Source organism: Microbacterium elymi (genome assembly GCF_021582895.2).
GTDB lineage: Bacteria > Actinomycetota > Actinomycetes > Actinomycetales > Microbacteriaceae > Microbacterium > Microbacterium humicola.
In genome coordinates this window covers 2,679,712-2,703,843 of the sequence record NZ_CP091139.2, presented here as the reverse complement: position 1 = coordinate 2,703,843, position 24,132 = coordinate 2,679,712, and the positions used below count along the sequence as shown (strand labels likewise).

Annotated in this window: 23 protein-coding genes and 8 pseudogenes; 10 read left to right on the top strand and 21 right to left on the bottom strand. The window is 71.4% G+C overall.

Annotated elements, in window-relative coordinates; all coding sequences use genetic code 11:
• The first annotated feature begins 79 nt into the window (after positions 1-79).
• A pseudogene (locus tag L2X98_RS14735) lies at positions 80-1,283 on the top strand (pyridoxal phosphate-dependent aminotransferase).
• 55 nt (positions 1,284-1,338) lie between these two features.
• Here L2X98_RS14735 and L2X98_RS21580 read toward each other — a convergent pair.
• The 5 genes and pseudogenes from L2X98_RS21580 to L2X98_RS14720 all read right to left on the bottom strand — a co-directional run bounded on the left by L2X98_RS21580 (position 1,339) and on the right by L2X98_RS14720 (position 4,694).
• Positions 1,339-1,500: an aldehyde dehydrogenase family protein gene (locus L2X98_RS21580; protein ID WP_354002816.1), complete on the bottom strand. Its 162-nt coding sequence runs from the start codon at positions 1,498-1,500 to the stop codon at positions 1,339-1,341.
• A 13-nt stretch (positions 1,501-1,513) separates the two neighbouring features.
• Positions 1,514-2,248 (bottom strand): annotated as a pseudogene (locus tag L2X98_RS14730) (aldehyde dehydrogenase family protein); the annotation flags it as partial.
• Between the two features lie 22 nt (positions 2,249-2,270).
• A pseudogene (locus L2X98_RS21575) lies at positions 2,271-2,735 on the bottom strand (aldehyde dehydrogenase family protein); the annotation flags it as partial.
• A 73-nt stretch (positions 2,736-2,808) separates the two neighbouring features.
• Entirely contained in the window at positions 2,809-4,062 is a 1,254-nt protein-coding gene (locus tag L2X98_RS14725; RefSeq protein WP_259611426.1) for a phenylacetate--CoA ligase family protein, read from the bottom strand.
• Between the two features lie 263 nt (positions 4,063-4,325).
• Positions 4,326-4,694, bottom strand: coding sequence for an IclR family transcriptional regulator domain-containing protein (locus L2X98_RS14720; protein ID WP_435526283.1), 369 nt, complete (start codon positions 4,692-4,694; stop codon positions 4,326-4,328).
• Positions 4,695-5,366: 672 nt separating this feature from the next.
• On the opposite strand from L2X98_RS14720, the gene L2X98_RS14710 reads away from it, so the two are divergent.
• The 6 genes and pseudogenes from L2X98_RS14710 to mftD all read left to right on the top strand — a co-directional run bounded on the left by L2X98_RS14710 (position 5,367) and on the right by mftD (position 8,625).
• Complete coding sequence (locus tag L2X98_RS14710) at positions 5,367-5,660, top strand: putative quinol monooxygenase (protein WP_259611424.1); 294 nt, start codon at positions 5,367-5,369, stop codon at positions 5,658-5,660.
• Positions 5,661-5,765: 105 nt separating this feature from the next.
• Complete coding sequence (mftA, locus tag L2X98_RS14705) at positions 5,766-5,864, top strand: mycofactocin precursor MftA (protein ID WP_259611423.1); 99 nt, start codon at positions 5,766-5,768, stop codon at positions 5,862-5,864.
• An 8-nt stretch (positions 5,865-5,872) separates the two neighbouring features.
• A pseudogene (gene mftB, locus L2X98_RS22705) lies at positions 5,873-6,147 on the top strand (mycofactocin biosynthesis chaperone MftB).
• Positions 6,144-6,431: pseudogene (locus L2X98_RS21570) on the top strand (radical SAM protein); the annotation flags it as partial. The pseudogenes mftB and L2X98_RS21570, both read left to right, overlap by 4 nt.
• A 19-nt stretch (positions 6,432-6,450) precedes the next feature.
• Positions 6,451-7,293 (top strand): mycofactocin radical SAM maturase, encoded by an 843-nt coding sequence (gene mftC, locus L2X98_RS14690; RefSeq protein WP_259611420.1) that lies wholly within the window; start codon positions 6,451-6,453, stop codon positions 7,291-7,293.
• Positions 7,175-8,625 (top strand): annotated as a pseudogene (mftD, locus tag L2X98_RS21565) (pre-mycofactocin synthase MftD). Before mftC ends, mftD begins: the two are co-directional and overlap by 119 nt.
• 142 nt (positions 8,626-8,767) lie before the next feature.
• Here the strand turns inward: mftD and L2X98_RS14675 are convergent.
• From L2X98_RS14675 to L2X98_RS14660, 4 genes are read right to left on the bottom strand one after another with little or no spacing between them, the layout of a single operon-like run.
• A complete protein-coding gene (locus L2X98_RS14675; protein ID WP_259611417.1) occupies positions 8,768-10,744 on the bottom strand; it encodes a dipeptide ABC transporter ATP-binding protein in 1,977 nt (658 codons plus the stop codon).
• Positions 10,741-10,977, bottom strand: a complete 237-nt coding sequence (locus L2X98_RS14670; protein WP_259611416.1) for an ATP-binding cassette domain-containing protein — start codon at positions 10,975-10,977, stop codon at positions 10,741-10,743. Before L2X98_RS14670 ends, L2X98_RS14675 begins: the two co-directional genes overlap by 4 nt.
• A 27-nt stretch (positions 10,978-11,004) precedes the next feature.
• Positions 11,005-11,865, bottom strand: a complete 861-nt coding sequence (locus tag L2X98_RS14665; RefSeq protein ID WP_259611415.1) for an ABC transporter permease — start codon at positions 11,863-11,865, stop codon at positions 11,005-11,007.
• Positions 11,852-12,352, bottom strand: coding sequence for an ABC transporter permease (locus tag L2X98_RS14660; protein WP_259613343.1), 501 nt, complete (start codon positions 12,350-12,352; stop codon positions 11,852-11,854). Before L2X98_RS14660 ends, L2X98_RS14665 begins: the two co-directional genes overlap by 14 nt.
• Before the next feature lie 50 nt (positions 12,353-12,402).
• Here L2X98_RS14660 and L2X98_RS14655 point away from each other — a divergent pair, with 50 nt between their 5' ends.
• Positions 12,403-12,615, top strand: a complete 213-nt coding sequence (locus tag L2X98_RS14655; protein ID WP_259611414.1) for a hypothetical protein — start codon at positions 12,403-12,405, stop codon at positions 12,613-12,615.
• Here the strand turns inward: L2X98_RS14655 and L2X98_RS21560 are convergent.
• The 9 genes and pseudogenes from L2X98_RS21560 to L2X98_RS14615 form a co-directional block, all read right to left on the bottom strand.
• A pseudogene (locus L2X98_RS21560) lies at positions 12,564-12,746 on the bottom strand (ABC transporter permease); the annotation flags it as partial. The gene L2X98_RS14655 and the pseudogene L2X98_RS21560 sit on opposite strands and share 52 nt — an antisense overlap.
• 149 nt (positions 12,747-12,895) lie before the next feature.
• Positions 12,896-14,671 carry an ABC transporter substrate-binding protein gene (locus tag L2X98_RS14650; protein WP_259611413.1) on the bottom strand — a complete coding sequence of 592 codons (1,776 nt, stop codon included), beginning with the start codon at positions 14,669-14,671 and terminating at the stop codon, positions 12,896-12,898.
• Between the two features lie 135 nt (positions 14,672-14,806).
• On the bottom strand, positions 14,807-15,109 hold the full coding sequence (locus tag L2X98_RS14645; protein ID WP_259611412.1) for an amidohydrolase family protein: 303 nt from the start codon (positions 15,107-15,109) through the stop codon (positions 14,807-14,809).
• Complete coding sequence (locus L2X98_RS14640; protein WP_259611411.1) at positions 15,109-15,852, bottom strand: amidohydrolase family protein; 744 nt, start codon at positions 15,850-15,852, stop codon at positions 15,109-15,111. Before L2X98_RS14640 ends, L2X98_RS14645 begins: the two co-directional genes overlap by 1 nt.
• Positions 15,853-15,888: 36 nt before the next feature.
• A complete protein-coding gene (locus L2X98_RS14635) occupies positions 15,889-16,893 on the bottom strand; it encodes a zinc-dependent alcohol dehydrogenase (protein WP_259611410.1) in 1,005 nt (334 codons plus the stop codon).
• Positions 16,894-16,995: 102 nt separating this feature from the next.
• Positions 16,996-18,123, bottom strand: a complete 1,128-nt coding sequence (locus tag L2X98_RS14630) for a hypothetical protein (protein ID WP_259611409.1) — start codon at positions 18,121-18,123, stop codon at positions 16,996-16,998.
• A complete protein-coding gene (locus L2X98_RS14625) occupies positions 18,120-18,671 on the bottom strand; it encodes a UGSC family (seleno)protein (protein WP_259611408.1) in 552 nt (183 codons plus the stop codon). The genes L2X98_RS14630 and L2X98_RS14625 overlap by 4 nt, the downstream gene beginning before the upstream one ends.
• A gap of 64 nt (positions 18,672-18,735) precedes the next feature.
• Positions 18,736-19,794: an NDMA-dependent alcohol dehydrogenase gene (locus L2X98_RS14620; RefSeq protein WP_259613342.1), complete on the bottom strand. Its 1,059-nt coding sequence runs from the start codon at positions 19,792-19,794 to the stop codon at positions 18,736-18,738.
• An 81-nt stretch (positions 19,795-19,875) separates the two neighbouring features.
• Positions 19,876-20,208, bottom strand: a complete 333-nt coding sequence (locus L2X98_RS14615; RefSeq protein WP_259611407.1) for an aldehyde dehydrogenase family protein — start codon at positions 20,206-20,208, stop codon at positions 19,876-19,878.
• On the opposite strand from L2X98_RS14615, the gene L2X98_RS14610 reads away from it, so the two are divergent.
• Complete coding sequence (locus L2X98_RS14610; RefSeq protein WP_259611406.1) at positions 20,207-20,365, top strand: hypothetical protein; 159 nt, start codon at positions 20,207-20,209, stop codon at positions 20,363-20,365. The genes L2X98_RS14615 and L2X98_RS14610 overlap by 2 nt on opposite strands.
• Positions 20,366-20,407: 42 nt before the next feature.
• Here the strand turns inward: L2X98_RS14610 and L2X98_RS14605 are convergent, their stop codons facing one another.
• The 3 genes and pseudogenes from L2X98_RS14605 to L2X98_RS21555 all read right to left on the bottom strand — a co-directional run.
• Complete coding sequence (locus tag L2X98_RS14605; RefSeq protein WP_259611405.1) at positions 20,408-21,364, bottom strand: aldehyde dehydrogenase family protein; 957 nt, start codon at positions 21,362-21,364, stop codon at positions 20,408-20,410.
• A gap of 29 nt (positions 21,365-21,393) precedes the next feature.
• Positions 21,394-21,999 carry a zinc-binding dehydrogenase gene (locus L2X98_RS14600; protein ID WP_259611404.1) on the bottom strand — a complete coding sequence of 202 codons (606 nt, stop codon included), beginning with the start codon at positions 21,997-21,999 and terminating at the stop codon, positions 21,394-21,396.
• Positions 22,000-22,051: 52 nt separating this feature from the next.
• Positions 22,052-22,504 (bottom strand): annotated as a pseudogene (locus L2X98_RS21555) (alcohol dehydrogenase catalytic domain-containing protein); the annotation flags it as partial.
• A gap of 246 nt (positions 22,505-22,750) precedes the next feature.
• Here L2X98_RS21555 and L2X98_RS14595 point away from each other — a divergent pair.
• The gene (locus L2X98_RS14595; protein WP_259611403.1) at positions 22,751-24,082 is read left to right on the top strand and encodes an SDR family oxidoreductase; all 1,332 of its coding nucleotides are present in this window, start codon (positions 22,751-22,753) and stop codon (positions 24,080-24,082) included.
• Positions 24,083-24,132 lie beyond the last annotated feature (50 nt).

Here is a 24,132-nt window from a genome sequence, read left to right as displayed (position 1 = left end):
ACATCAAACCGGACCGAAACTCATGTGCACCCGGCCAAATCGTACGATCTCGAGGGAGGGGAGGGGATACCATTTCAGGGTGACCGAACGCGCCCGAAAGCCGCTGTCCCGCAAGCTGTCCGCCATCGCCGAGTCGGCGACCCTCAAGGTCGACGCGAAGGCCAAGGCGCTGAAGGCGCAGGGCAAGCCCGTCATCTCCTACGCCGCCGGCGAGCCCGATTTCGCCACCCCGCCGTTCATCGTGGATGCCGCGGCCGAGGCCCTGCACGACCCGAAGAACTTCCGCTACTCCCCCGCGGCCGGCCTGCCCGAGCTGCGCCAGGCGATCGCCGCGAAGACGCTGCGCGACTCGGGGCTGGGCGTCGACCCGGCCCAGGTCGTGGTCACCAACGGCGGCAAGCAGGCCGTCTACCAGGCGTTCCAGGCGGTGGTGAACCCCGGCGACGAGGTGCTGCTGCCCGCGCCCTACTGGACCACCTATCCCGAGGCGATCGCCCTGGCCGACGGCACGCCGGTCGAGGTGTTCGCCGGCGCCGACCAGGACTACAAGGTCACGGTCGAACAGCTCGAGGCCGCCCGCACCGCGCGGACGACCGCGCTGGTGTTCGTGTCGCCGTCCAACCCGACCGGCTCGGTGTACACCCGCGACGAGACGCGCGCGATCGGGCAGTGGGCGCTCGAGCACGGCATCTGGGTCATCACCGACGAGATCTACCAGAACCTCGTCTACGACGGCGTGCAGGCGGTCTCGATCGTCGAGGCGGTGCCCGAGGTCGCCGACCAGACGATCCTGGTCAACGGCGTCGCCAAGACCTACGCGATGACCGGCTGGCGGCTGGGCTGGATGGTCGGCCCGCGCGATGCGATCACGCTGGCCGCCAACCTGCAGTCGCACCTGTCCAGCAACGTCAACAACATCGCCCAGCGGGCGGCCGTCGCCGCGCTGAACGGCCCGCAGGACGAGGCCGAGGGATTCCGCCAGGCATTCGACCGGCGCCGGAAGCTGATCGTGGCGGAGCTGTCGAAGATCGACGGGATGACGGTGCCGACCCCCGGGGCGCGTTCTACGTGTACCCGGACGTGCGGGGCTGCTCGGCCGGCAATGGGCCGGGCAGACGCCGACGACGTCGCTCGAGCTGGCCGACCTCATCCTGGACGAGGCCGAGGTGGCCGTGGTGCCGGGCGAGGCGTTCGGCCCGAGCGGCTACCTGCGCCTGTCGTACGCGCTGGGCGACGACCAGCTGCTCGAGGGCGTGCAGCGGCTGCAGCGACTCTTCGCGTAACGGACGGGATGCCGCGGACCGGTCGCCGCGCGGTCCCTGAACGAGCGGAGCGAGGTCAGCGGTAGACGGCCTTGATCTTCAGGAAGTTGCCGAGGGCCTCGGGTCCGTGCTCGCGGCCGAGGCCCGAGGCCTTGTAGCCGCCGAACGGCAGCGCGAGGTCGGGCTGGTAGCCGTTGATGCCGATCGTCCCGGTCTCGATGCGGCGCGCGATGCGCAAGCGCCCGCTCGTCGTCGGCGCTGAAGACCGCGCCGCCGAGCCCGTAGGCGGTGTCGTTGGCGAGGGCGACGGCGTCCTCGTCGGTGTCGTACGGCGCGACGATCACGACCGGGCCGAAGACCTCCTCCTGCGCGAGCGGACCGGCGTGGTCGACATCGGCCATGATCGTCGGCTCGTAGAAGAACCCCTCCGCACCCGGCAGGTCGCGTCCGCCGGTGACCACGCGCGCCCCGGCCGCGGTGCCGGCCTCCACATACCCGCGCACCCGGGTGCGGATCCGCTCCGACACGAGCGGCCCCTGCTCGGTCGCCGCGTCGCGCGGATCGCCGAGGATGAGCTCCTGCGCCACCTCGGCGAGCCCCTGGGTGAATTCGTCCAGCCGCGTCCGCGGCACGAGCACCCGGGAGAGCAGGAAGCAGGTCTGGCCGCTGTTCATGAACGAGAGGCCCTTCAGCGCGGCGAGCGTCTGCGCGGCGTCGGCGTCGTCCAGCACGACTGCCGGCGACTTGCCGCCGAGCTCGAGCGTGACCGGGATGAGCCGCTCGCCGCACCGCGCGGCGATCACGCGCCCGGCCGCCGTCGACCCGGTGAACGCGATCTTGTCCACGCCGGGATGGTCCACCAGCGCGGCTCCGGTCTCGCGCCCGCCGGTCACGACGTTGATCACGCCCGGCGGAAGTCCGATCGCCTCGGCCGCGTCGGCGAACGCGAACGCGTCCAGCGGGGTCTCGGCGGCGGGCTTGACCACCACCGCGCAAGCCGACGGCCAGCGCCGGCGCCAGCTTGGCCGACAGCAGCGACTGCGGGTAGTTCCACGGCACGATCAGCCCGCACACCCCGACCGGCTCGGTGCGCACCAGCGACGATCCCGGGCGGCCGGTGTGGGCGCGTTCCTGCTCCGGCTCGAACGTCTCGGCGAGGTCGGCGTAGTAGCGCAGGTGCGCGGCGGGCATCCACCCGCTGAGCACCCGGGTCATCGTGAGGGGCTGACCGTTCTCGCTCGTCACGAGCTCGGCCGTCGCGTCCCCGCGGCGCTCCAGCTCGTCGGCGAGGCGGCGCATCCACCCGGCACGCTCCGCAGGCGCCAGGCGCGGCCAGGGCCCGTGGTCGAACGCGGCGCGGGCCGAGCTCACCGCCGCATCGACGTCGGCCACGTTCCCGTCGGGCGCCGTTCCCACGATGCTCCGGTCGTACGGGTTCTGCACGGTGATCCGCCCGGTCGCGGACGCCGGCATCCACCGCCCGCCGGCGTAGATCGCGTCGGCGCGGGTCTGGTGGTCGATCGTGGTGCTCACGGCATCCCTCTTCCTACGAGCCCTCCACATACACCAGGGCGTTCTTGTATTCGCCGATCGGGATGACCCCGACCGGCACCGGCTCGATCCGGATGCGCACGCGCAGGCTTGCCCGCACCGCCTCCTCGGCTGCGGCCAGGACGTCGGCGGCGCCGTCGGCTCCCGTCCCGTCGCGCAGCTCGGCCTGCAGGGGCAGCGGGTCGTCGAACCGCACCTGCTGGGCCGTCTCCTTGCGAATGCGCATCGACCCGGTCAGGACATCGGATGCCACGTCCAGCACCACGTCGCGGATGGCGGTCGGGTACACGTTCATGGCCTTGTAGATGAGCATGTCGTCGGTGCGGCCCACGCAGCGCACCGTCGGAGCCGTGCGGCCGCACGCGCACCGTGTGCCGGTCACGACGAACTGGTCGCGGGAGCGGAACCGGACCACGGCCGAGGCCTCGCGGGTGAGGGTGGTGTAGACGGCTTCGCCGGTCGCCCCCTGCTCCCACGGCACGTGCTCCAGAGTGACCGGGTCGACCAGCTCGACCATCACGTCGGGGGCGGCGGTGAAGTGCATGCCGTTGCCGACATGGCACTCCGCCCACATCGCGGGCAGCACGTCGCCGAGCCCCATGAACTCGCTGACCCGGGTGGCGCCCCAGGCATCCAGCATCCCCTGCCGGATGTGCGGGACGCCCGCGCCCGGCTCTCCGCCCGCGATGATCGTGCGCACCGAGAGGTCGGTGGCCGGCACGCCCAGCTCCTCTTCGCATCGCCGGGCGAAGTGCGGGACGAAGGATGCCGTACCCACGAGCACGTTCAGCTGCAGGCGCTGCATCGACATGGTCATGCGCGAGCTGGTCTGCCCGCCGATCCAGGCCAGGCCGCCGCCGGCGGCGCGGATGCCGTCGGCATAGGGGAGCCCGCCGGCCACGATCGCCATCCCGGTGGTGTGGGCGACGCGGGCGCCGGGCGCGACGCCGGCGGTGCGGTAGGCGTTGCCGATGCCGGCGGTCCAGCGGCGCAGGTCGTTCGCCGTGAGCCCGAAGAAGACCGGGGCGCCGGTCGTGCCCGACGAGCTGGCGAACTGCACCAGCTCGCCCGCGCCGACCAGCTGGAACGCGCCGAGGGGGCGGTCCGGGATCGTCTCGGCCTGCGCCGCGCGCAGGTCCTCCTTGAGCGTGAGCGGCACGTCCGACAGGTCCTGCTCGGAGCGGATGGCCTCCGGCGCCGTGCGCAGCCGCTCCCGCCACACCTCGTGCCCGCGCAGCCGCTGCAGCATCTCGGTGAACGCCTGCCGCTGCTGTTCCTGCTCGCACCGCCCAGGGGGTCGTGTCGACCTCCGGTGCGAACAGCTGCTCGGCGGGTGCGACGAGGGATGTCGTCATGGAATCGGTACCTCCGGGAACGGGCGGGGCGACGGCCCGTGTACCGGCCGCGCATCTCCACTATCGGCATCCGTCGCCGACACCGCGGCCCCGCTTCCGCACGGTGGGAGACAAGTCGTGTCCTGCTCACTGAACACCCCGTCCCGGCCCGGCACGGTCACGGCGCGCCGGTCTCGATCGCCCGGGTGATCTGCGCCGCCGCGGCGCGCACCATCTCCACGTAGTCCTCGAGGTGGTGCTCCTCCAGATTCAGGACGATCCCGACCGCAGCGACCACCCGGTCCTGCGCGTCGAAGACGGGAGCGGCCACCCCGCCGGTGTCGACGGTGACCTGCCGGGTGGTGATCAGCCACTTCTGCTCTCGGATCGTGTGGAACTCGGCCCGCAGGACAGCCGGATCGGTGACGGTGTACGGCGTGCGCACCTCGAGCGGAGCCGCGAGGAACGCGTCCTGCGTGTGCGCGTCGGCGTAGGCCAGCAGGATGCGGCCGGTCGCGGTCATGTGCAGCGGCATCCGGCCGCCGATCCGGTTGCCTGCGCACGCCGCCGTGAGCCGTGCGCAGCGACTCGACGTACACGCCGTCGAATCCGTCGCGGACCGAGAGGTGCACGACCAGGACGCGCAGCATCCGGTGCAAGCCGGCTAGCGCCGGCAGAGCCCGCTCGCGCAGCCGGAGCGCGACGGTGGAGGATGCCGCCAGCTCCACCATCTTGGTGGCCAGCCGGTAGCGTCCGTGCTCGGTGCGCTCGACGGCGCCCCAGTCGATGAGCTCGTGCATGAGCCGGTGGGTCGTCGTCATGCTCAGCCCCGAGCGCCGGCTGATCTCGGCCATGCTCAGCGGCTCGGGCTCGCCCCGGAACACCTCCAGGGTGGCCAGCACCCGGCCCGCCGCGGTGTACTTCACCCGGCCGGCGGCGCCCATGGGCGCGCGGTCGGGATCACCGGTGTCGTCGGGCCTGCCAGTGTCCCCCGTGTCACCGTCATCGTCGGCGGCCACGCCGGTCACCGCATCCCCCATCGTCGGTCCTCCTGCCCGTCCCCGCCGACAGCAGCGCCGCCCGCTGCGCCGACAGTAACGCGGGTGCACGCGCGATGTGCGCGGCTTCCGCCCGGCGGAATATCGGATGTTCGGCGCCGGGGCCGCCAATAGCCTGCCCTCGACCGGGCGCGGGCCCGGCGAGAGCAGAGGAGGCGGGAATGCCGATCATGGCGCTCGTGGAATTCCGGATCGTGCCCGAGCGCGCCGACGCGGCGCGGGAGGTGTTCGACCGGATGCTCGCCCAGACCCGCGCCTTCCCCGGCGCGGAGCGGATCGAATGGCTGCAGGACCGCGAGGATCCGACGGTCTGGACGCTCTACGAGCAGTGGGCCGATGCCGAGTCCGAACTCGCCTACCGGGCGTTCCGCGGCGCAGAGGGCGCGGTCCCCGAGCTGGCCGAGATGATCGCCGCCCGCCCCGGTCTGCGCCGGTTCGATCCGGTGGATTTCTGATCTCAGGCCGCCTGAAATGGGAATGGCCCTTTTCATTGGCACTCGATGCCAGTAAGCTCACTGCCACCGCGAGGACGCGGCATCCGCTTCAGAGAGGAAGAGGCCATGGAGAACACCACCGCACCCGAGAGCACCGCCGCCGAGGTCGAGACGGAATCGCTGGTCGAAGAGGTGTCGATCGACGGCATGTGCGGCGTCTACTGAGCCGTCCGATGTCCGAGCTCACGCTGCGCAGCACGCTGCGCCTGCACCCGCGCGTGTCGATCCGGCCCGAGCCGTTCGGCGCGCTGCTGTATCACTTCGGCACCCGGCAGCTGTCGTTCCTGAAATCGCCCAGCTGCTGAGCGTCGTCGCGGGGGTGGCCGAGGCATCCACCGTCGCCGACGCCCTCGCCGCCGCCGGCGTCCCCGAGGACGAGTTCCCGCTGTACCTGCGCGCATTGGAGACCCTCCGCGCGTCCGACATGCTCGTGGAGAAGGCCGCATGACCCTCATCGCCCCCGCACCCCCGACCCGTCCGAAGCGGCTCGTCGACCACTTCGAGTCGGGGCTGAACTCTCCGATCTGCCTGACCTGGGAGCTGACCTACGCGTGCAACCTGTCGTGCGTGCACTGCCTGTCGGCGTCCGGCCGGCGCGATCCGCGCGAGCTGACCACCGACGAGTGCAAGGCGGTGATCGACGAGCTCGAGCGGATGAAGGTGTTCTACGTGAATATCGGCGGCGGCGAGCCGACCGTCCGCAAGCGACTTCTGGGAGATCGTCGACTACGCCACCGCGCACGACGTCGGGGTGAAGTTCTCCACGAACGGCGTGCGCATCACCGACGAGATCGCGGTCCGGCTGGCGCAGAACGACTATGTCGACATCCAGATCTCGCTGGACGGTGCCACCGCCGAGGTGAACGACGCGATCCGCGGTCCGGGGTCCTTCGACCTCGCGATGCGGGCGCTGGAGCGGCTCTCCTCGGCCGGGATGACCCGGCTCAAGCTCTCGGTCGTGTGCACCCGCACCAACATCGGCCAGCTGGACGAGTTCAAGGCCATCGCGGATCGGTTCGGCGCGCAGCTGCGCCTCACCCGACTGCGACCGGCGGGGCGCGGCGCCGACGTCTGGAACGAGCTGCACCCGACGCAGGACCAGCAGCGTGAGCTGTTCGACTGGCTGCTCGCGCACGGGGACGACGTGCTCACGGGCGACTCGTTCTTCCACCTGTCCGCCCTGGGCGGGACCCTTCCCGGGCTGAACCTGTGCGGCGCCGGCCGGGTGGTGTGCCTGATCGACCCGATCGGCGACGTGTACGCCTGCCCGTTCGCGATCCACGAGGAGTTCCTCGCCGGCTCCATCCGCGACGGCGGCTTCGCCCAGGTGTGGCGCGAATCCGAGCTGTTCGCCCGGTTGCGCTCGCCGCAGTCCGGCGGCGCCTGCAAGCCTGCCAGTTCTTCGACACCTGCAAGGGCGGCTGCATGGCGGCCAAGTTCTTCACCGGCCTGCCGCTGGACGGCCCGGACCCGGAGTGCGTGCGCGGCTTCGGCGAGGAGGCGCTCGCCCAGGCCGAGCACCAGCGCCCCAAGCCGAGCGTGGACCGATCGCACCGCACCTCTCCCCCGCGCCCGCGGGCCGCGGTGCCCCTGACACTGCTCCAGCGGCGGCCCGCGGCGCCCCCGGTCTCGGCGTGCAACACGAGCCCGGTAGCCGAGTTCGCCGCGGGGCTCGCGGCCGGCCCCGACGGAGACCGCTGAGATGGCGCGCAACGCCTGGTTCGAGACGGTCGCCGAGGCGCAAGCGGCGCGCGCGCAAGCGCCTGCCGGCGTCGGTGTACGGAGCGCTGCTGGCCGGGTCCGAGAAGGGCGTGACCTACGCCGACAACATGGCCGCATTCAGCGAGCTAGGCCTGTCCCCGCACGTGGCCGGGATGCCGGCGGAGCGCGACCTGTCCACGACCGTCCTCGGGGTGGAGCAGTCCTTCCCGGTGGTCATCAGCCCGACCGGTGTGCAGGCCGTGCACCCGGACGGCGAGGTCGCCGTGGCCCGCGCGGCCGCGGCCCGCGGCATCGCCATGTCGCTCAGCTCGTTCGCCAGCAAGCCCGTCGAAGAGGTGGCCGCCGCCGGCGCCCCGCTACACTACCAGTGTGTACTGGCAGGGCGGTCGCGACACCATCGCGAAACGGCTGGACCGCGCCCGCGCGGCCGGTGCCCGCGCCGTCATCGTGACCCTGGACTGGTCGTTCTCCAACGGTCGCGACTGGGCAACCCGCAGATCCCCGAGCGCATCTCGCTGAAGACGCTGGTCGGGTACGTCCCCGCGGCCATCACCCGACCCGGTTGGGCCTACCGGTTCGTCCGGCGCGGCATCCCCGACCTGACCACCCCGAACCTCGTCGTCGGCGACGAGGCGGCCCCCACGTTCTTCGGTGCGTACGGCGAATGGATGACCACGCCCCCGCCCACCTGGGACGACCTGGCCTGGCTGCGCGCGCAGTGGGACGGCCCGATGATGCTCAAGGGCATCAGCCGGCTGGACGACGCGCGCCGCGCGGTGGATGTCGGGATGAGCGCGATCTCGGTGTCAAACCACGGCGGCAACAACCTCGACTCCACCCCCGCCTCGATCCGGTCCTGCCGGACATCGCGGACGCGGTCGGCGACCAGCTCGAGGTGCTGCTGGACGGCGGCATCCGCCGCGGCAGCGACGTCGCGAAGGCGCTCGCCCTGGGCGCCAGGGCCGTGCTCATCGGCCGCGCCTACCTGTGGGGGCTGGCGGCGAACGGGCAGGCCGGCGTCGAGAACGTCCTCGACATCCTGCGCGGCGGACTCGACTCGGCCATGTACGGCATGGCACGCGCCCGCCTGGATGAGCTGTGCCGCGACGACCTGTGGATCCCGGCCGATTTCCGCCGCCGCCTCGGCGCCGCGGTCCCCGGGCGTGCTCTCCCTGCCCGTGACTCGTCAGCAGTGGTCGGATAGATCGCGAAAATTCCGACCACTACTGACGACTCACAGATCTCGCGGCCGGGCGGCCGAGGTGCCGGGGTGTCGGGACGGGCGAGGGGGTGGGTCCGGATGGGTGGGTCCGGATGGGTGGGCGCGCGCGGGGGCGGCGACGGGGTCAGCGGGCGGGCGGGGAGGTCAGGGCCGGCTCGGGCGCCGGACCGGTGGCGCGCACCCGCGAGCGCAGCGAATCGGGAGTGGCGACCACCGGCTCGTCGAGCGGGTAGTGGCAGGCGGTGAGGTGTCCGGGACCGTGCTCGGTCAGCACCGGGGTCTCGGCCGCGCATCGCTCCTGCGCACGCGGGCAGCGCGTGCGGAAGCGGCATCCGCTGGGCGGCGCCAGCGGCGACGGCGGCTCGCCCGCCAGCGGCACCGGCCGCCGGGCGATGCCGGTCACCGGGTCGAGTCCCGGGATCGAGTCCAGCAGTGCTCTGGTGTAGGGATGTCGCGGTGCGCGATACAGCTCCTCGGCGGGGCCGATCTCGGCCAGCTTGCCCAGGTGCATGACCGCGACCTGGTCGCTGACCTGCCGCACGGTGGCCAGGTCGTGTGCGATGAACACGTACGACAGTCCCAGCTCGGCCCGCAGCTTCTCGAACAGATTCAGCACCTGCGCCTGGATCAGCACGTCCAGCGACGAGATCGCCTCGTCGCAGATGATCAGGGCCGGGTTCAGCGCGACCGCGCGGGCGATCGCCACACGCTGGGCCTGCCCGCCGGACAGCTCGTACGGGCGCCGGCGCAGGTAGACGTCGGGTTCGAGCCCGACCAGGTCGAGCAGCTCGCGCACGCGGGCCCGCCGCCGCTCCCGCGACATCCGCGAGTGCCCGAGCAGGGGCTCGGCGACGACATCCTCCACCCGCCACCGCGGGTTCAGCGAGCCGAACGGGTCCTGATACACCATCTGGATGTCGGCGTGCACCTTCCGCAGCTCGCGCGCGGACAGCCCGCCGAGCTCGCGCCCGCGGAAGCGCACCTCCCCCGACTTCGGCTTCTCCACCCGGATGACGGCCCGGGCGAGGGTGGATTTGCCGGATCCGGTCTCGCCGACGATGCCCAGCGTCCGCCCGGCGCGCAGGTCGAACGACACGTCCGAGACGGCGTGCACGACCCCGGCCTTGGCACCGCCCGGCCCTCGGCTCACGTATTCCTGGACGAGGTTCCGGACCTGCAGCAGGACGTCGTCGTCCCTGCCCGTCTCGACCTCGCCCGGCCTGCCCGGTGCGGTGCTCACGCCTGGTCTCCCCTCGTGTCGTCCGATGTCTCGCCCGGCGCTTCGGCGTCCCCCGCGGCATCCCGTCCGCCCTCGTCCGCGTCGTCGAGCCCCACCGGATGCCAGCAGGCGTAGCTGTGCGCCGGCTCGTGCTCCTCCAGCTCGGGCCGGACCGCGCACGCGTCGGTGGCACGCGGGCAGCGCGGCCGGAACGCGCAAGCCGGTGGGCAGCGCCCCGAGGTCCGGCGGATGGCCGCCGATCACGGTCAGCAGCGAGTGCGGCCGGGTGGTCAGCTGCGGGATCGCCCCCAGCAGGGCCTTCGTGTACGGCATCCGCACGTTCTGGAACAGCAGGTCGGTCGCGGCGTGCTCGACGGCCCGCCCCGCGTACATCACGAGCACCTCGTCGGCATAGCTTGCCGCGAGTCCCAGATCGTGGCTGATCATGACCACCGCGGTGCCGAGCCGCTGCTGCAGGTCGATCAGCAGCTCCATGATCTGGGCCTGGGTGGTGACATCCAATGCGGTCGTCGCCTCGTCGGCGATGAGCACCTTCGGATTGGATGCGAGGGCGATCGCGATCATCACCCGCTGGCGCATGCCGCCGGACAGCTGGTGCGGGTATTCGTGGAATCGGCGCTCGGGCGCCGGCATCCGCACCAGCTTCAGCAGTTCGACCGCGCGCTCCGCGGCGGCCTTGCGGTCCACGGCGGTCTTCGTCCGGACCGCCTCCACGATCTGTGCGCCGACGCTCATCGTCGGGTTCAGCGACCGGGTCGGGTCCTGGAACACCATGGCGATGTCGTCGCCGCGCATCCGGCGCATGTCGGCCTCCGGCAGGCCGACCAGCTCGGTGCCGCCGAGCCGCGCCGACCCGGTCACCGTGGCGCTCGGGGCAGCAGGCCCATCAGCGCCCGCACGCTCACCGACTTGCCCGAGCCGGACTCGCCGATGATCGCGAGCATGCGCCCCGCCTTCAGCTCGTACGACAGGCCGTTGACCGCGTGCACCCGGCGTCCGGCGCGCGAGAATGTGACCCGCAGCTCGTCGACGACCAGCACCGCCTCGGTCTGGTCGGGTGCGGTCTCGCGGGGCGTACCCTGCAGGAGCGTCATCGTCCGCTCATCTCGTCTCGCACGTTCTCACCCAGGAGGTTGAACGCCAGCACCGTGACCAGCAGCGCCAGCGAGGGCCACAGCACCAGCAGCGGTGTGGCCGACAGCGACTGCTTGCGCGTCGTAGATCATGTTCCCCCAGCTCGGCTCCGGGGCCGGGATGCCCATCCCGAGAAAGCTCAGGGCGCCCTCGGTGACGATCACGATGCCCATGCCCAGCAGCGCGAAGTTCAGCATCTGCGGAGTGATGTTCGGCGCGATGTGCCGCAGCAGGATGCGCCACCAGGGCTTGCCGCTGAGCCGGGCGGCCTGCAGGAACGGCATGTTCACCACCCGCAGGGTCGCCGATCGCGCGATGCGGGCGACGGCCGGGATGCTGAACGCGGTCAGGGCGAGGATGGTGTTGGGCAGGCTGGGGCCGAGCACCTGGGCGATGGCGATGGTCAGCACGAGGGAGGGGAACGCGATCAGCACGTCCAGTGCCCGCATGATGAAGGTGTCGGGTCTGCCGCCGAGGTAGCCGGACAGCGCGCCGATCAGACCGCCCACCACCAGGCCGATCGCGTTCGTGGCGATCGCGACGGTCAGCGATGCCCGGCCGCCGTAGATCAGGCGGGACAGGACGTCGTTGCCGTTGACGTCGGTGCCCAGTGGATGTCCGGGCGAGCCGACGGGAAGGCCGGACTCGAGGATGTCGCCGCCGACCGGCGACGGCAGCGGAAGGAAATACGGGCCGATGAAGCAGGTGATCAGCAGCAGGGCCACGAAGCCCGCCGGCACCCACACCATGAGCCTGCCGCGCACCCGCGCCCACGTGGCGCCGCGCTCGACGTCGTCGTCGATCGGCGCGAGGGCGGCGGCGGTGGTGGCGACGTCAGCGACTGCCATAGCGGATCCTCGGGTCGAGTACGGCGTACATGACGTCGACGAACAGGTTGGCGAAGATGGCGACGGCGGCGAAGATGAACACGCAGGCCTGGACCACGGCGATGTCCTGCGAGCCGACCCCCTGCAGCATCATCACGCCCAGGCCCGGCATCGAGAAGATCTGCTCGATGATGACCGTCCCGCCGATGAGTCCGCCGACGTTCAGGCCGACGAGGGTGAGCAGGCCGAACGAGGAGTTGCGGAACGCGTGCGTCCACAGCACCCGCCAGGGCCCGACGCCCTTGGCGCGGGCGGTCTCGACGTAGTCGGCGGAGTTCATCTGCTCGACCAGGTCGCCGCGCAGGAATCGCGCGTAGAAGCAGGCGATCGGCAGCCCCAGAGCCAGCACGGGCAGGGTCACCGAGCGCAGATTTCCGATCAGGCTGTCGCCGATCGGCACGTACCCGATCGCCGGGAGCGCATGCAGCAGGACCGCGAACACGAGCACCAGCAGCAAGCGCCATCACGTAGTTGGGCACGGCCAGCAGGGTCATCGAGATGACCATGACGACCCGGTCGAACACGCCGCCCGGGCGGCGGGCCGCGATCAGTGCGACCGGCACCGCGACGACCAGCGACACGATGAACGCGAGCAGGACCAGTTCGACGGTCACCGGCATCCGTTCGGCCAGCAGGGACGAGACCGACTGCCCGCTCACCGACGACTTGCCCAGGTTCCCGGTGACGAACCCGCCGAGCCACGACAGGTAGCGCACGGCCGCCGGGCGGTCCAGGCCGAGCTGGTGCCGGACCGCCTCGACCTCTTCCTCGCTGGCGTCCATCCCGGCCATGTTGCGGGCCGGGTCGCCCGGCATCGCCTCCAGCAGCGCGAAGGTGAGCACGCTCACCGCCAGCGCAAGCGGGATCGCGATCAGCACCCGCCGCACGACCAGGCGGACCAGGGGCGACGAGGCCGCCCGGCCGAGGAGCCCGGTGGGCCCCTCGGTCCGGACGGACGTCGTCTCGACCGTGTTCGTGCCGACGGTCGTGGTCACTTGCCGCCCTCGACCCAGACGCGGTCGTAGAGGACCCCGCTGTTGACCGACAGGGCGGGGATCTTCGTGGTCAGTCCCGGCCCGTGCAGACCCTTGCGCACCACCTGGGCCGGCGAGAACGCCATGCCGAACGGGGCATATGCCTCATCCGAGATGTACTTGGCGACCTCGTCGTACGCCTTCTGCCGCGCCGCGTCATCGGTCGTGCCCACGGCTGCCTGGAGCAGGTCGTCCAGCGGCGTGGTCAGGTTCTTCGCCAGCGCGTCGGCGGCGGATGCCGCGCCCTTCGGCAGCGGCGTGCCGCTGAACGGCGAGGTCGAGCCGAAGCGCACCGACACCCCGATGCCGACCGAGGGGTCCCACGCGCCGGCGGTCTGCAGCATCGACTCCCACTTGCCGCTGAGGAACTTCGTGATCACGTCGCCGAGCGGCTTCGCGTCGATCGTCACGTCGATGCCCGCCTTCTTCCACTGCGTCTGCAGCGCGGTGGTCACCGAGCGGGCCGTGACGATGTCCGTCGTGCCGAGGTCCACCTTCAGTCCGCCGAGCTCCTGCACCAGCTGCTTGGCCTTGTCCAGGTCGTACGTGCGGTACCCCTCCACCTTCGGGTTGTAGAACAGGCCGCCGGAGGCGGTGAAGGACTGGCTCATGTCGCCCTGCCCCTTGAACAGCCCCTTGTTGATGGCGTCGAAGTCGGTCGCGTAGTAGATGGCCTCACGCGCCTTCTTGTCGTTGAACGGGGCGGTGCGCGTGTTCAGCTGGATCACGTACGGCGAGGTGGGCGGGGTCAGCGTCACCTGCACGTCCGGGTTGCTCTGCGCCTGCGCGATCAGGGTGACCGAGCTGAGTCCCTCGATCGCGTCGCCCTGCCCCGCCTGCAGCGTCTGGTAGGCGACCTGGTCGCCGGCCACCGACTGGAACGTCAGCGCGTCCAGGTAGGGCAGCCCGTCCTTGAAGTAGTCGGGGTTCTTCTTCAGCTCGAGCCGCTCGCTGTACTTGTCGTCGGTGATGGTGAACGGCCCCGCACCCACCGGCGCCTTCTTGAACGCATCCGCCCCGAGCTTCGCGTACGCGGTGGGCGAGGCGATCAGGTTGAGGCTCGAGGTCGGGAAGCCGTTGACCAGCGAGCCGTTGGGCTGGGTCAGCCGCAGCTTCACCGTGAGATCGTCGGTGGCCTGGATGGCGCCGAGCTGCTTGCGCACCTTGGCCTTGTCGACGTCGCTCGGCAGCGCCTTCCACAGGCTGTCCATGAAGTCCTGGCTCAGCGACGGCGGCGGCACGGTCAGATCGAGGGACAGCTGCGGGGCTCCGGTGCTGCCCGAGTTGATCGCCCGGATCCAGTTCCACACGACGGCCTGCGCGTTCAGCGGGGTGCCGTCGGAGAACGTGATCCCCTTGCGCAGCGTGATGGTGAGCGTGAGATCGTCGTCGCTCCAGCTGAAGGCCTCGGCCTGGTTCGGCTGGATGTGGGCGTTGCTCCCGTCGTCGTCCGCCTCCAGCGTGAACAGCCCGCCGAAGACCGCCGAGTTCTGCGGCAGGTTCGCGCCGGTGGTGTTGCTGGTGGCCGGGTCGAGCCCGGTCGCCCAGCCGCCGGCGAAACCGGAGTCGAGCAGGACGGTCGCGGAGCCGCCGGACTGCGGCGTGCCCTCGCTGGACCCGGTCTGGTCGGTCCCGCCGGCGCTGCAGCCGACGGTCGCGAGCCCGAGGCCCACGACCACGGCGAGCCCGGCCAGCCGCATTGCGGACCGAGCGCCCTTCGCACTTCTGAACATGTGATTGCTCCCTGGTTTCGAGGACCGGTGCTGAGTGCGCCTCGCCGCCGCACTTCTGGGCGACCGGACTTGGTGGGAGTCTTGTCGAGCCTCCGGGCCCGATCCATGCCACTTCCGCCCGGCGAAAGAACCCGGTCAGGCCGGTGCGTCCACGCGTGCCCGGGCCGGCGCGGCGTCGGCCTCCGGGACCGGACGGCCGAGCCAGCGGAACGCGTTCCGGTGGCTGATCTCGGCCCAGTCCGCCTCCGGCAGCCCCATCTCGCGCAGTGTCCGTGCGCCGGGCTCCTCGCGCGGCATCGCCGGGAAGTCGGAGCCGACCAGCAGTCGGTCGGCTCCCAGCAGGTCGATGAGGTAGCGGATGGCGCGCCGGTCGAACACCATCGCGTCGTAGTAGAACCGCCGCGCGTACTCCAGCGGCGACGGCTCGTCCGAGGGCATCACGGCGCGGTCCAGATCGCGTGGCTCCTCGTTCCAGCTGCCGCCCAGAAATAGTTGGCGCGCGGCAGCATCAGCGGGAATCCGCCCGCGGCGTGGCTGAACGAGATGCGCAGGTCCGGGCACGCGGCCGCGGTGCCGCCGAGGATGAGGGATGCCGCGGCGAACGCGCCCTCGATGCCCACCACGTACGTGCCCATCCCCGACATCGGCAGCCGATCGGTCGGTGAGGGCATGGCGTGCACGAAGACGGAGATCCCCTGCCGCTGCGCCTCCTGGAAGAACGGGAGGAACCGCTCGTGCCCGATCGAGTCGCCCAGGATGTTCGAGGCGATCTCCACCCCGGCCAGGCCGCGCTGCCGGATCGCGGCCAGCTCGTCGGCCGCGGCATCCGGGTCCTGCATCGGCACCATCCCAAGCGGGATGATCCGCTCCGGCGCGTATGCGGCCAGCTCGGCCGCCGTGTCGTTGACGTGCCGGGCCAGGGCCAGTCCGTCCGCGGGCGGCAGGTCGTAGCGCAGCAGCGGCGGCATCGGGCTGATCACCTCGGCGTCGATGTCCGCGGCATCCATCGCCTCGACCCGCCGCTCAGCCTGGAAGAACACCTCCTTGGCGGCGAAGCGCATCTTGTCGAACACGAGCAGCCGGTCCGCAGAGCCGTCGATCGGCTCCATGTGCGGGAAGCACGCGGGGGCGTCGTCCGGATAGCCGGAGGGCAGGAAATGTGCGTGGGCGTCGACGATCACGGGATACCTCTCTTCGGTGGCGGACGGCGGATGCCGTCACGCCGGGTTCGGGTGCACGGAGACGTGGATGGCGCCGGCATCGTCGGTCTCGCCGGCCAGCGTCTCGATCGCCAGATCGACCTGGTCCAGGCCGAAGGTGTGGGTGTGCAGCTTCTCCAGCGGGAAGCGCCCCGACTCCAGCAGCGCGATCGCCTTCTCGTTCGCGGTGGCGTCCACTCCGAACGCGCCCTTGACGGTCAGCGCACGGTTGACGATCACGTCGGTGACCAGCGGGATCTCGCGGTGGCCCTTCAGGCCCGCCAGCACCACCCGGCCGCCGAAGCGGGTGGACAGCAGCGCATCGGTGATCGGCTGGCCGGCCATCGGGGTGACATCCAGAGCGACGTCCACGCCGCGGCCGTCGGTGAGCTCCTGCACGGCGGCGACCACGTCCAGTCCGCCGTCCGCGTCGACCACGAGCGTGTGGTCGGCGCCGAGCTCGCGGGCCACCGCCAGCTTGTGCTCGTCGCGCTGCAGGCCGGTGACGATGATGGTGCCGGCGCCCGCGGCCTTGGCCGCGATCAGGGCCGCGAGGCCCCGCTGACCGGCGCCGAGCACCAGCAGCGAGTCGCCGAGTCCGACCTCGCCGAGGTCGACCGCCCAGCGCACGCCGGCACCGAGCGGGTTGTACATGGCGGCGATCTCGGCCGGGATCGTCTTGTCGATCTTGTGCAGAATCGAGTTCGGCGACAGGTAGAGGTACTCGGCGAATCCGCCCCACAGGCTCGGCTCGACGTCGATCCCGGTCACGCCGTGCCCGTACTTGCGGAACCGGCACGCCTGGTAGTTGCCGGTGAGGCAGTCCCCGCACGCCCGGCACGGGACGATCACCTCGAGCGCGACCCGGTCGCCGACCTGCACGCCCCACCGTTCGGCGGCGCGGTCGCCGATCTCCTCGATGATGCCCATCGGCTCGTGACCGGGGATGAAGGGGCCCTTGTTCATGCCGATGTGCCCGCGGAAGATCTCCACGTCGCTGCCGCAGATGCCGTTGGCCTCCACCCGCAAGCCCGTCGTCGGGTCCGGTCACAGGGCGCGCGAACTCGCGCATCTCAATCGCTCGGGGGCCGGTCTGGACCGCGGCACGCACCATCTGGGGCATCTCTACTCGCCTTCGTTTCGGTTTCGCCGGCCGGCGGCCGGCTCGGGGGGACGCACGATCGGCACCGAGGTGCCGGACCAGTCGGCGAACAGCCGCACGACCATCGAGATGCCGGCGGTGCGCGATCCGGCGACCGCGACCAGGATGCCGGGCTCGGCCCCCTCGACGATCGTCCGCTGGAATCGCTCCGGGTCCTGCGCGTCGCCGGGTCGCCGGACGCCGTTCTCGGCGAAGTCCTTGCCGGCCTGCGCCAGCGCGGCGGTGGTCCGGCCGGAGTGCTCGGCGAGCCACCGTTGCACGTCGGTGCGGCTGTAGCCGGCGCCGGCGAGCAGATCGGCGTGCTCGGGGCAGAGGATGACGCCCACGCCGGCGTGCTGGAAGATCCACGACCCGGAGCGGCCGATCGTGTCGGCGAAATCGCCGAGGAGCTGCTCGGCGTCGCTCGTGTGCCGGTTGTCGACGTATTCGCAGGTGCGCAGCAGGGTGGCGGTCACGGCGTCGCCGGACACGCCGAGGTCGGCGGCCAGCGGCGGCCACGGGCTCTCCTCCTCGTTCTCGCCGAAGCAGATCGACCACCGGCCGGGCAGCCCCTGGGTGGCCTGCTCGAGCTCGTGCGGGATGACCCCGAACGCGTTGCGCACGATCAGGCCGATCGCCCGGGCCACCGTCGCGTTCGGCCGGAAGCCCGGCCCGAACACGCCGCCGGTGCTGTTGAAGCCCAGCTGCTCGCGGATCGGCCCGTTCACGATGAGCAGCGGCGCCGGGCCGCTCGTGGACTGCCACCCGCCGCCCTTGGCCGCGCGCTCGCGCATGAGTGCCTCCCAGGCGGCGAGGACGACGGGGAAGTACTCCGGCCGGCAGCCGGCCATGGCGGCGTTGATCGCGGCCACCTGGACGGTGACGGTGCGATCGACCTGCGGCATGTGGCCGATCACCTCGTCGGCGTCCCGCCCGCCGGCGGCGAGGAATCGGTCGACCAGGGGCTGGGTGGCCGGCACCAGAGGCAGCCCGTCGCTCCATCCCTGTGCGTAGCAGTGCTCGATCGCCGCCTGCGCGGCATCCGCATCCGGCTCCAGGTCGGCGCCAGCATCGGTCGCGACGGCGCCCTCCACGGGGGCCGCGGCGCTCATGCCGCGGCTCCGGTGAGGCTGCGCGTGATCTCCGGCAGCAGGCGCCGGGCGCGCTCCTTGACCTGATCGGGGTCGAGCACGGCCATCGGATGCTGCGTGGTGATCCACTCGTAGTCCGGGGCGCCCTGCACCTGCGCCATGGTCCGGCCGGTGGCGCCGAACGCGTCGGTGAGCACGACGGCCGCGGGCAGCCCGGCCCGTTCGAACGCGATGCCGTCCGCGACGGCGGCGGCGCTGCACGATCCGCAGTCGCCGACCCCGGTGACCACGACGTCGCAGGCGTCCTTGTACCGTGTGACGATCTCGTCGTCCACCGGCACCGAGAAGCTCTTCTTCGTCTCGACGATGGACACGTCGGCCGCACCGCACTCGCGGACCAGGCAGCTGCCCAGCTCGGTGAGGAACAGCAGCGCGTTGTGCTTGGTGTTGTCCAGCAGCCCGACGTGCAGGCCGGTCAGGTCGGCCGGGCGCGGGGCGAGCACGGGGGCCGCCGACGGCGCCGCGGTGCCGGCCGCGCGGCCGGTGGGATCCAGGATGGCGTGGGACATGGACGCTCCGTTCATACGGTCGGGGCCCGGCCCGGGCATGCGCCGGGCCGGGCGGGGTTCGCGATCAGGCCAGGGCCGGTTCGTGGATGATCACCCCGCGGATGTTGCGCCCGGCCACCAGGTCGTCGTAGGCCTCGTTCACCTGATCCAGCGCATAGGTGCGGGAGACGAGCTCGTCGAGCTTCAGGTCGCCGGAGTCGTACAGGCGCAGCGACCGCGGGATGTCGTACAGCGGGTTGCAGTCGCCGAACAGGGCCCCGCGGATCTGCCGCTGGTAGCCGATGAGCATGCCCGCGTGCACGTGCACCGCCTTCTCGGTGAGGTGGCCCACCGCGGTGATGGTGACCTTGCCGCCCTTGCCGGTCATCATCACGGCGGCGTTGACCATCTCCTCGGTGACCGCGTTCGGCGTCATGATGACGTGGTCGGCCAGCTGTCCCCACGTGGTGGACACGACGAAGTCGTGCGCCTCCTTCGCCGTGGCGAAGGTGTCGGTGGCGCCGAACAGCTTCGAATGCTCGCGCTTGAACTCGACCGGGTCGACGACGATCACGTCCTTCGCGCCGGCGTACCGGGCGCCCTGGACGGCATTGCCGCCCACGCCCCCGGCGCCGAAGACGACCACGGTGTCGCCGGCCCGGACGCCGGCCGCGTACACCGCCGAGCCCCATCCGGTGGGCACCCCGCAGCCCACCAGCGAGGCGAGGCGGAACGGGATGTGGTCCGGCAGCGGCACGACCGCCCATTCCGAGGCGACCAGGTACTGCGAGAACGTGCCCAGCGAGCAGAATCCGCCGTAGTCCTCGTCGTCCTTGTGGAACCGGTAGGTGCCGTCCAGGAACATGCCCGTGCCGGCGTTCAGACCCTTCACGCACATGTTCTGGTGCCCCGTGGAGCACGGCCGGCACGAGCCGCAGGCGGGGATGTAGGAGAGCACCACCCGGTCGCCGGGCTTGACCCGGCGGACGTGGGGTCCCACCGACTCCACGATGCCGGCGCCCTCGTGCCCGCCGACCACCGGCATCCGCACCGGGGCGTCGCCTTCGGTGATGTGGTGGTCGGAGTGGCACAGGCCGGAGGCGACCAGCTTGATCCGGACCTCGTGCTCCTTCGGATCGTCCAGCTTCGAGCTCGGTCAGCTCCCAGCCCTCGTGCGGTCCGTGTGCGACTGCCGCGCGCGTGGTGATCGTTGCCATGTCCTGCCCTATCGCTTCGAGATCGCGGCGTCGCCCAGCGACACCGTCTTGACCTGGGTCCACTCGAGCACCGCGTCGGCGCCCATCGTGCGGCCGAAGCCGCTGCTCTTGTAGCCGCCCCACGGGCCGCCGATGACCGGCGCCCCGAGCACGCTGTTCACTCCCACCTGCCCGGCCTGCAGGCCGCGGCTCATCCGCACGGCGGTGCCGACGTCGCGCGTCCACACCGAGGCCACCAGACCGTAGTCGGTGCCGTTGGCGACCTCGAGCGCCTCGTGCTCGTCGTCCACCGCGATCACCGACAGCACCGGCCCGAAGATCTCCTCCTGGGCGATGCGCATGTCCGGCGAGACGTTGTCGAACAGCGTCGGCTTGCACGAAGAAGCCGTCGCCGAACCCGTCGCCGGTGGGCACGCCGCCGCCGGTGACCACCTCGGCGCCGCCCTGCCGGCCCACCCCGATGTAGTCGAGCACCCGGTCGTGCCTGCTTCGCGTTGATCAGCGGTCCCATCGCCACCTGCTCGTACCAGGGGCCCACGGTCACCTTCTGCATCTGGGTCGCGAGCCGCTCCACGAGTTCGTCATGGATGCTGCGAGCACGACGATGCGCGAGCCGGCGGCGCAGATCTGGCCGGTGTTCAGCGTGATGCTCAGCACCATGGTGGGCACCGCGGCATCCAGATCCACGTCCGGGAACACCACCTGCGGCGACTTGCCGCCGAGCTCGAGGTGCAGCGGGGTGAGGTTCTTCGCGCAGGCCTCCATCACCAGCTGACCGGTCAGCGGCGAGCCGGTGAACCCGATCCGGCGGACCCGGGGATGCGCGGGGAGGGCCGCGCCGGCCTCGCCGCCGTACCCGGTGACCACGTTGATCACCCCGGCCGGGATGCCGGACCGCTCGGCGAGCTTGGCCAGCGCGAGCGGGGTCAGCGGGGCGTCCTCGGCGGGCTTGATGACGATCGTGTTGCCGGCCGCGATGGCCGAGCCCACCTCCATCGCGAACTGCGCCCCGGGCGCGTTCCACGGGATGATCGAGCCCACGACGCCGTACGGCTCGCGCAGGGTGAAGCCGAGCGTGTCGGGGGTCAGCGTCGGCAGCGAGACGCCCTGCACCTTGTCGGCCTGCCCGGCGATGAACCGCAGCTGGCGGGCATACGGCGGCGGCCCCCAGCTGGGACGGCCGACCTCCTGCGATTCGAGCTGGTCGAGGTCGGCGAGATGCTGCTCGATCAGGTCGGCCCAGCGGAACAGCGCGGCGGCCCGCTCGGAGGCGTTGCGGTCGCGCCATGCGGGGAACGCGCGTTCGCCCGCCTGGACGGCGGCCTCCACGTCGTCGGCGTCGCTGCGCGGGACGCGGGCGATGAGCGCCCGATTGGCCGGGTTGATCACGTCGATGGTGCGTCCGGTGCCGGAGGGCACCCACTGCCCGCCGATCAGCTGGGCGCCGTCGACGAGGAGTTCCTCGGAGAGGGTCGGTGCGGGGGTGGTGATCGTCATGTCGGTGTCCTCGAATCCGTTGTCGCAGCTCAGTCGTCGTGGTCGATGAGGACGACGCCGCGGATGTTGCGGCCGTCCAACATGTCCTGGTAGCCCTGGTTGACCTCGTCCAGCGCGTATCGGCGGGTGATCAGCTCGTCGACCTTGAGCTTGCCGCTCTTGTACAGGCTGATCAGGCGCGGGATGTCCACGAGCGGACTGCATCCGCCGTAGATCCCGCCCTGGATGCGGCGCTGGTAGCCGATCAGCATCCCCGGGTTCTCGTCGATCCACCCGTTGCCGACGGCGGTGACGGTGACCTGCCCGGTCTTGCCGACGATGTTGATGGCGTCGTGGATGACCTCGTCGTGCAGCACCCCGACGGTGATGATGGCGTGGTCGGCCAGCTCGCCCCAGGTGGACTGGATGACGAATGCCGTCGCCTCCTCGGCGGTGGCGAACGTGTGGGTGGCGCCGAAGACCTTCGCCATGTCGCGCTTGAACTCGACCGGGTCGACCACGACGACGCGTTCGGCGCCGGCCATGGCCGCGCCCTGCACGGCGTTGCTGCCCACGCCGCCGGCGCCGAAGATGACGACGGTCTGCCCGGGGCGCACCCCGGCCAGGTGGACGGCCGATCCCCATCCGGTGGGCACGCCGCAAGCCGATCACGGCGCCGACCTCGAACGGCAGGTCGTCCGGGACCGGGACGACCGAGTACTCCGAGACGACGGTGTGCTGCGAGAACGTGCCCAGCACGCACAGGCCGCCGAAGTCGACGCCGTCCTGATGGAACCGGAACGTGCCGTCGGCGAACTCGCCGGTCGCGGCGTTCTTGCCCTCGTCGCACAGGTTCTGCCGCCCGGTCGAGCAGTAGCGGCACTTGCCGCAGGCGGGGATGAACGAGAGGACGACCTTGTCGCCGACCTTGACCCGGGTCACGCCCGGGCCGATCGCGTCCACGATGCCGCAGCCCTCGTGCCCGCCGACCACCGGCATCCGCATCGGCGCGTCGCCCTTCTGGATGTGATCGTCGGAGTGACACAGCCCGGCGGCGTGGATCCGCACCCGCACCTCGTTGGCGCGCGGCTCGTCCAGCTCGAGCTCGGTGACCTCCCACGGGGTGCCCGGTGCGCGACACACCACCGCGCGTGTGGTCATTCGTCCGGGCTCTTCGGCCCGAGCGGCGCCCTGTTCGGCGCGCGTTGTCATGCTCATGTCTCTCCCGACGGACGATGGGTGACCGGCGATGCGGCGCCGGCGCCTGCTCTCTGCCTCTACCGTCGTCCGCGCCGGGCCCGGGGCCAGAAGGCTTTCGCCGCATGGAAGGAAAGCGGCGAACCCCGGGCCGCGCGGATTGACTGGCCGCACAGGTTGACCGGCCGCACAGGCCCCGAGGAGGACTGCATGATGGAGCACGTCGACGGCAAGGTGGCCGTGATCACCGGAGGATCCAGCGGGATCGGGCGCGGCATCGCGCTGGCCTGCGCGCGGGCCGGCATGTCGGTGGTGGTGACCGGACGCAGCGGCGAGCATCTCGCCGCGACACAGGCGCTGTTCGCCGAGCACGGGCTGGACGTGCACGCGATGGCGGTGGATGTCACCGACCTGGCCGCCATGCGGGCGGCGGCCGACGAGGTGCAGCGACTCTTCGGTCGGGTCGACGTGCTGGTCAACAACGCCGGCATCGGGCTCACCGGCCCGGTGACCGCGGCCGCGCCCAGCGACTGGGACTGGGTGATCGACGTCAACATCAAGGGCGTCGGCAACGGGATCCAGGCGTTCCTGCCGAAGATCCGCGCGCACGGCGAGGGCGGCGCGGTGGTCAACACGGCATCGATGGCGGGCCTGATGCCGATCGTGGCCGGGCTGTACTCGATGACGAAGGCGGCGGTGATCGCCCTGTCCGAGGCCCTGCACATCGAACTGCTCGAGGAGGGCATCTCGGTGGCCGCCTACTGCCCCGGGCCCACGCACAGCAACATCGCCTCGGCCGTGGCGAACCGGCCCGAGCGCTACGGCCGGTCGGGATATCCGGTCCCGCCGAAGACGTTCACCGATGCTGCCAGGGATCAGCCGTACATGAGCGCGGAGGAGGCGGGCAACGGGTGCTGGCCGGCATCCGCCGCGGCGACATGTTCATCCTCACCCACCCGGAGTTCCGGTCCGGCGTCGCCGAGCGGCACGCCACGATCGAGGCGGCATTCCCGGACGAGCCGATCGATCGGACCCGGGAGGCGGCGATCCCGTTCCTCCTGGCCTCCCCGGTGTACGACCCCGAGCACCGGCTCGCGTCGCCGACCGCACCGGCCGCACTGCGCTGAGGAGGCCGCGTCCGACGGCTCATTCGGCCGTGTGCACATCCACCGGATAGCTGACGTCGATGCGCTCGGCGCCCACGCCGAGCAGCGGCGAGAGCATCTGGCGCATGAAGTCCTTGGGCACGAGACACTCGGCGCACGCGTCCGGGCCGGCGTCGATGCGGACGTCCGCGGACTGGTCGTGCAGTTCGACCGACAGGTGGTAGTCGTCGGCCTCGAGGGTCTTGCGGAACTCGTCGAGACGGGACTGATCGATGCTCATGGTGTCCTCCCCGGGATGTGCGTCCCCGATCCCCCGACGGTAGGTCGCATCCGGGCCCGGCGGCGAAAGCGATCCCGCCCGGCGGAAGGGCGTGTCCACGCGACACGGGCGATCCGTGAGAAGCGCACAATCCTTCCGCCTGGTGGAATGATCTGACTATCTCCGAAGGGACGTCGCCGATCATGGGGGAACCCCCCGCTCTGGGA